This window comes from Aerococcus mictus, from assembly GCF_003286595.3.
Classification (GTDB): domain Bacteria; phylum Bacillota; class Bacilli; order Lactobacillales; family Aerococcaceae; genus Aerococcus; species Aerococcus mictus.
This window is the reverse complement of the sequence record NZ_CP132985.1, coordinates 1,691,825-1,704,667: the sequence shown is the minus strand read 5'-3', so window position 1 is coordinate 1,704,667 and position 12,843 is coordinate 1,691,825. Positions and strand designations below refer to the sequence as shown.

The following is a 12,843-nucleotide window of genomic DNA, read 5'->3' as shown; positions in this document are numbered from 1 at the left end:
CTGGATAAGACCGATTTAGTTTAAAATTAGAAATGGAGCTAATGTATGCAAAGAAAAGGATCAAAGAGACCCAATAACTTTTTTTCCAGTGGTCTAATTATCATTGTCATTTTCTTGGCGCTTCTAGGAATAGTGAATTTCTTCTCGTCAGGAGGAAATTCGGCTGCTTCAGAGGAAATTAACCAGTCCGAATTTATTCAAAAACTAAAGGATAAAGAAATTGAAACGGTTCAAATTAAACCTCGCGCAGGCGCCTATGAGATCACCGGGAAGTACCGGGAAGACAAGGAAGGAAGCGAGTCATCGACTTCCAATAATATTCCGATATTAAATAATACTGAACTCGACCAGGCTAAGGGCTTCATTGTTCATGTATTACCTAATGACTCAACCCTGTCAGCCATTAACCAAGCGGCAGAAGATTCAGGGACCGAAGTCGTGGCCCAAGAAGAAGATCAAACGAATATGTGGATTAGTTTGATCATGAGCGCCATTCCCTTAATCTTCTTCGTCTTTATCATGTATATGATGTTCTCACAAACCCAAGGCGGGGGGCGGAACAACCCCATGCAAATGGGTAAAAGCCGGGTAGAAGACGTCTCTAAGAAATCACGGGTGAAATTCTCTGACGTTGCTGGTTGTGAGGAAGAGAAGGAAGAACTAGTTGAACTGGTTGACTTCCTCCGTGCTCCTAAGAAATACCACGATATTGGTGCTCGGATTCCTAAAGGGGTCCTCTTAGAAGGCCCTCCCGGAACTGGTAAAACCTTACTAGCTAAAGCCGTAGCCGGGGAAGCCAATGTGCCTTTCTACTCCATCTCGGGGTCAGAATTTGTGGAAATGTTCGTCGGTGTCGGGGCTAGCCGGGTGCGTGACTTGTTTGATACGGCCAAGAAAAATTCGCCTGCTATCATTTTCATTGATGAAATTGATGCGGTTGGTCGGCAACGGGGCGCAGCTTCAGGGAGCGGTGGTCACGATGAACGTGAACAAACCTTGAACCAACTCTTAGTTGAAATGGACGGTTTTGAAGAAAAAGACAATGTGATCGTGATTGCAGCGACCAACCGTTCTGATGTTTTAGACCCAGCCTTATTACGTCCAGGACGTTTTGACCGCCAAATCTTAGTGGGTCGTCCAGATGTGAAAGGCCGGGAAGCCATTCTGAAAGTTCACGCCCGCAATAAGCCACTAGCTCAAAATGTTGACCTCAAAGTGATTGCTCAACAAACACCAGGCTTTACCGGGGCGGAATTAGAAAACGTCCTCAACGAAGCCGCCTTATTAGCCGCTCGTTTAGATAAGAAGAGAATCGAAATGGTGGATGTGGATGAAGCCCAGGACCGCGTTATCGCTGGTCCGGCTAAACCAAACAGCCAACCAAGCTTAGAAGAGCGCCGGGTAACCGCCTTCCACGAGGCTGGACATACCGTCTGTGGTATGGTCTTAAGCGATGCTCGCGTTGTTCATAAGGTGACCATTGTTCCTCGTGGTAAAGCGGGGGGTTATGCAGTGATGCTACCTAAGGAAGATCAAACCATGCATTCCAAGAAAAACCTTCACGAACAAATTGTGGGGCTACTTGGAGGACGTGCTTCAGAAGAAATTTTCTTCGACACCCAGACCACTGGGGCATCCAATGACTTTGAACAGGCAACCTCTTTAGCCCGTAGCATGATTACTGAATATGGGATGAGTGAGGAATTAGGTCCGATTTCTTATGAAGGTAACCACTCCATGAGAGGCACCAACCCTTACCAACAAAAATCCTATTCAGGTGAAACAGCGGCTAAAATTGACCAAGAGCTCCGCAAGGTCATGGACCAAGCCTTGGAAGAAGCCAAAGATATCTTAAGTCAGCATAAGGAGCAAGTTCGTGTGATTGCTGAACATCTCTTAAAACTTGAGACCTTAAATGCTAAACAAATTAAGAGTCTATTTGAGAACGGTCATTTACCAGATGATGATGAAAGTCAACAAAGTGGTCATGAAAATGAACCAATTTCTTATGAAGAAGCCAAAGAGAACTTGAAGAAATCTCAAATTGAACGTCAAAAGAAGGTTCAAGAAGAGGTCGATGATTCCAAGGAAGAGACCATTAGCTCTCCAGAGGAAGACCGTCATGAGGATCATACAAATGAAACTCAAAATGACAATGTCCCTTCCCAAGAATCAAATGATGATGACCAAGAATAAGCTTAACTTGACCAGTTAAGTAATCGGGACTGCGCCAAAAGACGCAGTCCTTTTTTCATGAGAAAATTTATGAGAGTGTGACAAAAGTCAAAAGAGCCATGAACAAGTAAAATCAATCATTTGCTATTGATAGGTGATTTAGGCATAATAAAAAGGCATTAAGGAAAGGAATTAAAAAATGACAGATAAGTTAATTAAAGCAATTAGTAAAGATGGTTTTGTACGTTGTAGTGTGATCGATGCCGGTGACTTAGTGGAGGACGCCCACCAACGCCATGATACCTGGAGCGCAGCCACAGCCGCTTTGGGACGGACTCTAATCGGGACTTTGCTCTTAGCTGGCGATATTAAAGACGATGCCAGGATGTCGGTTCAAATTAAAGGCAATGGCCTGGGTGGAAAAATTGTCACCACCGCTAATGGAGCGGGCGAGGTCAAAGGTTATATTGACAATCCCCATGTTTCGCTTGACTTGAATGACCAAGGCAAGTTGGATGTCCGTAAAGTGGTTGGCACTGAAGGAACCTTTTCAGTCACTAAGGACCTGGGGTTGAAGGAACCTTTTAGTGGACAAACCCCAATTGTTTCGGGTGAGATTGCCGAGGATTTCACTTATTATCTAGCGGCTTCAGAACAAATTCCTTCTGCCATAGGTCTGGGCGTCCTGGTCAATCCGGATGAATCAGTCAACAAGGCAGGTGGTTGGATGTTACAAGTCTTACCGGGAGCCAGTGAAGAAACCATTAGCCGCTTGGAGCGTACCGTTCAAGACCTCCCTCACATCACTAAATTACTCAGCCAGCATGCCAGCCTGGAGGAAATTATTGAACGTCTCTTAGGTGAAGGCCAAGCCAATATCTTATCTACCCATCCGATAAGCTTTACTTGTGACTGCACCAAGGAACGTTTCGCTAAGGGCTTAGTTAGCCTAGGTAGTCAGGAACTCAAAGCCATTATTGAAGAAGATGGTCAGGCAGAAACCGTTTGCCATTTCTGTAATAGTCACTACCACTACAGCAAGGACGACTTGGAAAAACTTCTAGAGGAGGCCGAAGCCTAGTCCTTTACCTTTAGTTGCTTAGCTGATTATGCTAAAATGGTAATAATAAATACCAAGAAGCTGATGAAGAGGTGTGTAAAATGGTAGAAAAACTGGATAATTTGCTCTTGACCATTGGCGAGACCCCACTGATTAAATTACAGCGGTCGGTTCCTTATCAAGCAGCGGATGTTTATGTCAAATTAGAAAGTCAAAATCCAACTGGTCACATCAAAGACCGTTCCTTATTAAATCTATTGGAAGTCTATGAGGAGAAAGGCGACCTAGCCAGTGGGACTACGCTAGTGGTCTGCGCTGACTTTGTCACCATTCGTTCCTTGGCCTGCCTAGCGGCTATCAAGGGTTATGACGGCGACTTCTTCCTCAATGAAGTGGTCAGTGAGGCTGACTTGAAAGCACTGCGTGAATATGGTATGACCATTCATCCTCTCAGCGATCCTGACAAAGTCACTGAACAAAGACAAGCTGCCATTGAAAGCGGTCAAAAAGAAGAAGCGGTCTTGCTTCATCCTGATAGTGACTATGCCTGCTCGGTGGTCCACCAGTTGACTACGGGGCCAGAAATTATTGAGGCCTTAGGGGGAAAAGCTCCGAATGCCTTTGTCTCGGCGGTATCAACAGGAGCAAGTCTCTCTGGTATCGGCCGGGCCCTCAAAGAAGCGTCGGAAAAGACCGCCATTTATGCTGTGGAAGCAAGTAGTCAATCAAGTTTAAATGATCTTGACACGGCTAGCGACTTCCCCCTCCTAGACACCAGTCTCTTTGCTGAGATTATCCGGGTCCAAAACGGCCGCGCTTATCAAGAACAAGAGTGGCTAAAGGTCAATGAAGGCCTTGAAGTCGACTTCCAATCTGCCCTAGCCATTACTGGAGCGATTGCCGTCGCCGAACGCCTAGGCCGGGGGCACAAGGTAGTTACCATAGCCAATGGACGGTAGATCCAAGGATGTGAGGAAGGATCAGTGAGGGAGATTCCTTGGAAGAAAAGCTGATAAGATCAGAAATAAGGATGTGAGAACGTCATCAAAGACTTGAATCACTGGAGGAAAATACCATAAGCGCAGCAGGGCTGTGTGTTGGTATTTTCTGAAGTGACTTCAAGGCTGGTGTTCGAACTCAACTTGCTTGATCGTTCAACTTTTCTGAAAGGACATTCCCTCACCCTTCCAAACTCAACTGTAAGGATGTGAGGACGCCGTCAGAGACTTGAATTGGTGGAGGAAAATACCATAAGCACAGGAATCTGTGCGTTGGCATTTTCTGAAGCAACTTCAAGGCTGGCGTCCGAACTCAACTAGAAAGAGTGCGACAGTCACATTAAAGGACGAAATTAAAGAAAGAAAAAGGGCTGGGGCTTTTGCCTCTGCTCTTTTCTTCTGCCGTTTTTTCTGATAGAATCATTTGGTGTGTCTATAATTAGAAAGGGAGTACTATGATCAAAATCGGCAATATTGAAATCACTAACCCCATTGCGGTCGCTCCGATGGCTGGTGTCTCTAACGCCGCCTTTCGAACCATTGTCAAGGCCCAGGGAGCGGGACTGGTTGTTTGTGAAATGATTTCTGACCAAGGAATTCATTTTAGAAATAAAAAGACCCTATCTATGCTTCATATTGAGGATGAAGAGTGGCCGCTTTCCGTGCAGATCTTTGGCGGTCAAGCCGACTCTTTAGCGGAAGCCGCTCAATTTATTGAAGCCAATACCAAGGCTGCCATCATTGATATCAACATGGGCTGCCCGGTTAATAAAGTGGTGAAGACCGATGCGGGATCTAAGGCGCTCTTAGATCCTAATGAAGTCTATAAGCGGGTAAAGACGGTTGCCGATGCAGTTTCCATCCCAGTCACAGTGAAAATGCGGACAGGTTGGGACGACGAACATATCCTGGCCGTGGAAAATGCCCTGGCTGCTCAAGAAGCTGGCGCGAAGATGATTGCTATGCACGGCAGAACCCGGGAGCAAATGTATACCGGTAAGGCCAACTGGAATATTATTAAGCAAGTTAGTCAAAAGCTCTCTGTGCCTTTTTACGGCAATGGGGACATCCGGACTCCCGAAGAAGCCAAGTACGCCCTCGACAATTATGGGGTTGATGGTGTCATGGTGGGACGGGGTTGCCTAGGTAACCCTTGGGTAATCCACCGTATGGTTCATTACGTAGAGACCGGCGAACTCTTACCTGAAAAAACGGGTCTAGAACGGATTGAAGCCTGCAAGGACCACTTGACCCGACTGGTTGACTTAAAAGGAGAAAGTGTTGGGGTCCGGGAATTTCGTTCCATGGTGGCTTATTATCTCAAAGGAATTCCTCGTTCGGCTAAGGTCAAGGTGGCCTGCACCCAGGCGGATTCCTACCAAGAAGTCGTCGACCTGTTAAACGATTTCGCTAAGGCGACTAAAGAGCGTGAAAAAGCCCCTAAACGCCAACGCTTATCACGGGAAGAACGTTTAGCACAAAGAGAAGCTGCTAAAAACCGTTAAATAGTATAGAATAAGAGGGAAGACCAAAAAAGCATGCCTGAAGGGCTGTTTTTAATAGAATGAATTAAAATAGTATGGGAGTGTCGATAATGGCAAAGGAAAACCAACAGCATGAAGCGATGAATGACCAAATGCAAGTCCGTCGCGAAAAAGTAGATGAATTAATAGAAAATGGCTACCAACCATTTGCGAAAGGCTTTAAGCGCGATGCCCTCGCTCAAGAAATCCATGACCAGTATGAAACTTTTGACAAAGACGAACTAGCTGATAAGGCAGTTTTTGTTAATATTGCTGGCCGCCTCATGACAAAAAGAGGGAAGGGCCGGGCAGGTTTTGGTCATATTCAAGATGGATCTGGTCAAATTCAAATTTACGTTCGTAAAGACGAAATTGGCGACAAGGATTATATGGATATCTGGAAGAAGGCTGATCTCGGTGATATTATCGCTGTTTCAGGTTATGTGATGCGGACCAATACTGGTGAATTATCGGTTAAAGCAGAAGAATTAAAACATCTAACCAAGGCGCTGCGTCCACTTCCTGACAAGTACCATGGCTTACAAGACAAGGAACAAATCTACCGTCAACGCCATTTGGACTTGATTACTAACCGGGAGAGCTATGACCGCTTTGTTACCCGGTCAAAAATCATCAGTGAAATCCGTCGTTTCCTCGATCAACGCGGCTACTTGGAAGTGGAAACCCCAGTTTTACATAACATTCCTGGGGGAGCCAATGCCCGTCCTTTCGTTACTCACCATAATGCTTTAGACATTGATTTATACCTACGTATTGCTTTGGAACTCCACCTCAAACGCTTAATCGTAGGAGGAATGGAAAAAGTTTATGAAATTGGTCGGGTCTTCAGAAATGAAGGGATTGACCACACCCACAACCCTGAGTTCACCTTGTTGGAACTCTATACTGCTTATAGCGATATGTGGGACGTGATGGACTTAGTCGAAGAATTATACCACCATATTGCTAGCCAAGTGGTGGGATCAACCACCATTCCTTATGGGGACCACCAATTAGACTTTTCTGGTCAATGGCGCCGGGTCCACATGGTTGACGCTATTAAAGAGGCTACTGGTGTCGATTTCTGGCAAGAAATGACCGATGAAGAAGCGCGTCAACTAGCCAAAGAACACCACGTTGAAGTCAAAGACACGGATGACTTTGGTAAGGTAGTTAACGAATTCTTTGAAACTTTTGTGGAAGAAACCCTAATTCAACCAACCTTTGTGTATGGCCATCCTAAGTCAATCTCACCATTGGCACGGGCTAATGAAGAAGACAGTCGCTTCACCGACCGCTTTGAGGCCTTTATTGCCGGAGCGGAAGCAGGGAACGCCTTTACTGAATTGACTGACCCTATCGACCAACGGCAACGCTTCGAAGCCCAAGTCAAGGAAAGAGAACTCGGTGACGATGAAGCCCAACATATGGATGAGGACTTCGTGGAAGCCCTGGAAACCGGGATGCCACCAACGGGCGGTTTAGGAATTGGGATTGATCGTTTGGTAATGATCTTCACCAACTCCGACTCCATCCGCGACATCCTACTCTTCCCAACCATGCGTAATAAATAAAAGCAAGAGAGTGCGACAGTCACACCAAAGGACGAAATCGCTGGAGAAAACTGGGATAAGCTCAGTGAAGCTGAGCGTTACCAGTTTTTGAAGCGGACGTTCGTCCTGTGACTGGAGCACATTTTGATTAGAGAGTTCATATTTTGAAAAGAGGCTGAGTCTGTTGCACCAGCTGATTTGCCATAAGTCTTAGGCTGCTTGATTTTCACTAAAAGGAAGATGAAGCAGCCTTTTTATTGATATAATTAAGTCAAACAATACTTATAGATAAATAACGATGAACTGACGCCTACAGACAAGTCACTTGAGGAGGAAAGCTTATGAAAGACGTCACCCATTCAGAAAAGGAAGGCCAAAAGAAGAAAAGTCAGCTGAAAAGATTGCGTTTGGGCTTACATGCTGGGGCCTTATTAATCTTATTAGGCTACTATTATTTTTACCTACCGCCTTTAAATTATGCCTCCATGGCTTTTTGGGCCTTTCTTGGCCTCGGGGCCTTACTCTTCTTTATTGCAGAAGCGATCTATGATAGTGAGCTAAAACGAACTCAACGCCAGAAGGCTCGGCAAGCTAATCTTGGCCAGCGTTTGCGGTCCGCCTTTAGTCAAAAAGACCGGCCTAAGCGTAAATATCGGATTCTTTTTGCTGGAGTAGGGCTTGTAGTCCTTGCTTATTTGGCTATCCAGGCCATTTACAGTCCCTTGTTCATGGCTAACCGCTATGCTCACATGATCGAATTGGATAAGAAAGATTTTAAGGAAGACTTTCCAGAAACCGATGTGAGTCAGATCCCCTTGATTGACCGCGATACAGCGGCCTTATTAGGGAACCGGCGCCTGGGTGAACTTTCTGAATTGGTTTCTCAGTTTGAAGCGGCCCCTGACTATACACAGATTAATATTCAAGGCCATCCCTACCGGGTATCCCCCTTGGAATATGCTGGTTTTTTCAAGTGGTTGAATAATTTTAGGCAGGGGATTCCTAACTATATCCAAGTCGATATGGTCTCAGGAGACACTAAACTAGTGGAGTTAGAAAACACCATGAAATACACCAATGATGATCTCTTCTTCCGCAATGCCAAACGGGTCTTGCGCCTACGCTATCCCTTTGCCATTTTTAACCAGCCATCCTTTGAGGTCGATGACCAGGGCCACCCCTACTATGTGGCGACCACTTATGGTAAGCATTTTATAGTCAAGGAGCCTGAACCTACAGGCGTGGTCTTATTGGATGCGGTAAGTGGGGAGACCCAGCACTATCAATTGGACCAAGTGCCTGGCTGGATTGACCGGGTCTATTCTTCCGACATTATCCTCCACCAACTGCAGATGAACGGGAAATACCGGGGCGGCTTCTGGAATGCCTTATTTGCCAAGACGGGGGTGACCAAGCCCACAGCAGGCTATAATTACCTGCCCATGAACGATGACATCTTCCTTTATACTGGAGTGACTTCGGTAGCCCAAGATGCCTCAAATATCGGTTTTGTCTTGGTCAATATGCGGACCAAGGAGACCAGTTTCTACCCCTTGACCGCAGCAGAAGAAATTTCAGCCATGAAGTCTTCGGAAGGCTCTGTCCAAGAAAAAGGCTATCAAGCGACTTTCCCACTTTTAATCAATTTAAAGGGTAACCCTATGTATATCTTGTCCTTAAAAGATCAGGCTGGGTTGATTAAGCAGTATGCTTTAATTGATGTCAATAACTATCAAAATGTGATCATCGCTCAGTCAGTGCCTGCTTTGATTGAAGAGTATGCCAAGGCTAGTGGCGCCTATTTTGAAGAGGTCAGTCAAATGGAAGACCTTAAAACCATTGAAGGTCACTTGGACCAAATCGCTGCCGTTGTCAAAGAGGGCAATTCGGTCTATTACCTGAAAGTCGATGGCAGTATCTACCAAGTCCCCATTCAGCTTAATGAAGAGCTACCCTTCCTGGTGCCTGATACGGCGGTTAAACTCCAAGTCAGAGAGGACGGCCAGGTGGAGAAGATGGAAGTCGTCGATTAGTTGCTTAAATCAAGAATGGAAGAAAAGCCGGATTACCGGCTTTTTTTGCTTTTGGGGGTGTATTTTCCCTTATTTCTATCCCTATTGATCTAAAAATAGAATTTTCGAATTAATTTGTTGACATTAAAGCCAAAGGGTGGTAGAGTATTTAAGGTGCTTTTTGTATACAGATTCCTGTAAACAAAATACAGTCGTGCTGACTGATACATCATGGCACAACATAAATCACCAATAATCGATTCACTAGGTGTCGATTATTTCTTTTTTGTAGTAGATGACACACCAGGATGTGTGGCTTTAAAATGAAAACAGAAGAATTGGAAGGAGGAATAATAGTAAATGCCTACTATTAACCAATTATTACGTAAACCTCGTAAATCTAGCAAGGCAAAATCAAATTCACCTGCTTTGAATAGAGGTTATAACTCAATGAAAAAACAACCTACCCGTACCAACTCTCCTCAGAAGCGTGGAGTATGTACTCGTGTAGGGACAATGACACCTAAGAAACCTAACTCAGCCTTACGTAAATACGCTCGTGTACGTTTATCCAACATGGTTGAAGTTACTGCTTATATTCCAGGAATTGGGCACAACCTTCAAGAACACAGTGTCGTACTTATTCGTGGTGGTCGTGTTAAGGACTTACCAGGGGTTCGTTACCACATCGTTCGTGGCGCTTTAGATACCGCTGGTGTTGAAAACCGCCGTCAAAGTCGTTCTAAATACGGAACCAAAAAACCTAGAGACTAAGATTAAATCAGAAAGGAGGGCATTGGATGCCTCGTAAAGGACATGTTGCAAAACGTGATGTATTGCCAGACCCAATTTACAATTCAAAAATGGTTACTCGCCTAATCAGCCAAATCATGGTTGACGGTAAACGTGGTAAAGCAGCAACCATCTTATACAATGCTTTTGATATTATTAAAGAAGAAACTGGAAATGACGCTATGGAAGTTTACCAAGAAGCGCTTGAAAACATTTCTCCAGTTTTAGAAGTTAAAGCGCGTCGTGTTGGGGGTGCTAACTACCAAGTGCCTATGGAAGTTCGCCCAGAACGCCGTCAAACTTTAGCTCTTCGTTGGCTCGTTCAAGCAGCTCGTAACCGTGGTGAAGGAACCATGAACGTTCGTTTAGCGCGTGAAATCATGGACGCTGCTAACAACACCGGTGCTGCCGTTAGAAAACGTGAAGAAACCCACCGTATGGCTGAAGCCAACAAAGCTTTCGCTCACTTCCGCTGGTAATAATTTTTCCTGCTTTATTAGTGGAAATTTCCTAGTACGGCAGGTATTATAAGTGAGGACAAGTTTTTATTCTATTTTAAAGTAAAGGAGAGTTATTCAAAGATGGCTAAAAGAGAATTCCCTCTTGAAAAAACAAGAAACATCGGAATTATGGCCCACATCGATGCCGGTAAGACAACCACGACTGAACGTATCTTGTACTATACCGGTAAAATCCACAAAATTGGTGAAACCCACGAAGGGGCTTCCCAAATGGACTGGATGGAACAAGAACAAGAACGTGGGATTACGATTACTTCTGCAGCAACAACTGCACAATGGAAGGGTTATCGAGTAAACATTATCGACACCCCAGGGCACGTGGACTTCACAGTTGAAGTTGAACGTTCCTTACGTGTTCTTGACGGTGCCGTAACCGTTCTTGACGCTCAATCCGGGGTAGAACCTCAAACAGAAACTGTTTGGCGTCAAGCTGATACCTACCATGTTCCACGTATCGTATTTGCTAACAAGATGGACAAGATCGGTGCTGACTTCTTATATGCTGTTGACACCATCAAAGACCGCTTAGGAGCAAATGCTCACGCAATCCAATTACCTATTGGTGCTGAAGACAATTTCACTGGAATCATTGACTTAGTTAAGATGAAAGCTGAAATTTATGAAGACGAAATGGGTCAAGTGATTGATGAAGAAGATATTCCAGAAGAATATCAAGAACTTGCTGAAAAATGGCGTACTGACCTTGTTGAAGCAGTTGCAGATACTGACGAAGACTTAATGATTGCTTACCTAGAAGGTGAAGAAATCACTGAAGAACAATTAAAAGCTGCTATCCGTAAAGCAACCTTGAACTTGGAATTCTTCCCAGTATTATGTGGATCTGCCTTCAAGAACAAAGGGGTTCAATTAATGTTAGATGCAGTTATTGACTACTTACCTGCACCTACTGACGTTCCTCCAATTGAAGCAGAACGCGCAAACAACCCAGATGAAACCTTTGAAGTTCGTGCAAACGATGACTCACCATTCTCAGCATTAGCCTTCAAGGTTATGACAGACCCTTATGTTGGTCGTTTAACCTTCTTCCGCGTTTACTCAGGAACTCTTGAAGCTGGTTCTTACGTGCTGAACGCTACTTCTGACACCCGTGAACGTGTCGGACGTATCTTATTGATGCACGCTAACTCTCGTTCAGAAGTTGAAGAAGTCTTCTCTGGTGACATCGCTGCTGCGGTTGGTTTGAAGAACACCACAACTGGTGACACTCTCTGTGATACCAAGAACCCAATTATTTTGGAAAGAATGGAATTTCCAGAACCCGTTATCGAAGTGGCTATCGAACCAAACACCAAGGCTGACCAAGACAAGATGCAAATTGCTTTGGGTAAATTAGCTGAAGAAGACCCAACCTTCCGTGCAAGTACCGACCATGAAACTGGTCAAACCATTATTGCCGGTATGGGTGAGTTGCACTTAGACATTATCGTTGACCGTTTGAAACGTGAATTCAACGTTGAAGCAACTGTTGGTGCTCCTCAAGTGTCTTACCGTGAAACCTTCACTAAACAAACACAAGCCCAAGGTAAGTTTGTTCGTCAATCTGGTGGTAAAGGGCAATACGGGGACGTATGGATCGAATTTACCCCTAACGAAGAAGGTGCCGGTTTCGAATTCGAAGACGCTATCGTTGGTGGGGTTGTTCCTCGTGAATACATCCCTTCAGTTGAAGCTGGTTTGAAAGACGCTATGGAAAATGGTGTCCTAGCAGGCTTCCCATTAGTTGACGTGAAGGCTAAGCTATATGATGGTTCTTACCACGATGTCGACTCCAGTGAAGCAGCCTTCAAGGTTGCCGCTTCTCTTGCATTACGTAATGCAGCTAAAGATGCTGGCGCAGTAATCCTTGAACCTGTGATGAAGGTTGACATTGTTGTTCCTGAAGACTACCTAGGCGATGTTATGGGACATGTTTCCGCACGTCGTGGACGTATCGAAGGACAAGAACCACGCGGTAACGCTTTAACCTTACACTCATTTGTGCCACTATCTGAAATGTTTGGGTATGCAACGACCTTACGTTCAGCAACCCAAGGACGTGGGACATTTACCATGACCTTTGACCACTATGAACCTGTTCCAAAATCTGTCAGTGAAGAAATCATTGCCAAATATGGTAAAGGTTCTGAAGATTAGTCTAAAGGCTTAAAAATCAAGGAAAGATGAGGTAGAGTCCTTGACTTTATCAAGG

General features: G+C 44.8%; 9 protein-coding genes. All 9 read left to right on the top strand.

Features of this window, described 5'->3' with window-relative positions; genetic code table 11:
- Positions 1–45 precede the first annotated feature (45 nt).
- The 9 genes from ftsH (at position 46) to fusA (ending at position 12,788) form a co-directional block, all read left to right on the top strand.
- Positions 46–2,196, top strand: a complete 2,151-nt coding sequence (gene ftsH / locus DBT49_RS07835; protein WP_070558360.1) for an ATP-dependent zinc metalloprotease FtsH — start codon at positions 46–48, stop codon at positions 2,194–2,196.
- A gap of 178 nt (positions 2,197–2,374) precedes the next feature.
- Positions 2,375–3,256, top strand: a complete 882-nt coding sequence (hslO, locus tag DBT49_RS07830) for an Hsp33 family molecular chaperone HslO (protein WP_070558362.1) — start codon at positions 2,375–2,377, stop codon at positions 3,254–3,256.
- An 80-nt stretch (positions 3,257–3,336) separates the two neighbouring features.
- Positions 3,337–4,194, top strand: a complete 858-nt coding sequence (locus DBT49_RS07825; RefSeq protein ID WP_111872418.1) for a pyridoxal-phosphate dependent enzyme — start codon at positions 3,337–3,339, stop codon at positions 4,192–4,194.
- Positions 4,195–4,688: 494 nt separating this feature from the next.
- Positions 4,689–5,738 carry a tRNA dihydrouridine synthase DusB gene (gene dusB / locus DBT49_RS07820; protein WP_111846208.1) on the top strand — a complete coding sequence of 350 codons (1,050 nt, stop codon included), beginning with the start codon at positions 4,689–4,691 and terminating at the stop codon, positions 5,736–5,738.
- Positions 5,739–5,827: 89 nt separating this feature from the next.
- Entirely contained in the window at positions 5,828–7,330 is a 1,503-nt protein-coding gene (gene lysS / locus DBT49_RS07815; protein ID WP_070558370.1) for a lysine--tRNA ligase, read from the top strand.
- Between the two features lie 320 nt (positions 7,331–7,650).
- Positions 7,651–9,342 (top strand): hypothetical protein, encoded by a 1,692-nt coding sequence (locus tag DBT49_RS07810; RefSeq protein WP_111846209.1) that lies wholly within the window; start codon positions 7,651–7,653, stop codon positions 9,340–9,342.
- Between the two features lie 339 nt (positions 9,343–9,681).
- Complete coding sequence (gene rpsL, locus DBT49_RS07805) at positions 9,682–10,095, top strand: 30S ribosomal protein S12 (RefSeq protein WP_013669654.1); 414 nt, start codon at positions 9,682–9,684, stop codon at positions 10,093–10,095.
- Between the two features lie 26 nt (positions 10,096–10,121).
- Entirely contained in the window at positions 10,122–10,592 is a 471-nt protein-coding gene (gene rpsG / locus DBT49_RS07800; RefSeq protein ID WP_013668505.1) for a 30S ribosomal protein S7, read from the top strand.
- A 102-nt stretch (positions 10,593–10,694) separates the two neighbouring features.
- The gene (fusA, locus tag DBT49_RS07795; RefSeq protein WP_013669335.1) at positions 10,695–12,788 is read left to right on the top strand and encodes an elongation factor G; all 2,094 of its coding nucleotides are present in this window, start codon (positions 10,695–10,697) and stop codon (positions 12,786–12,788) included.
- Positions 12,789–12,843 lie beyond the last annotated feature (55 nt).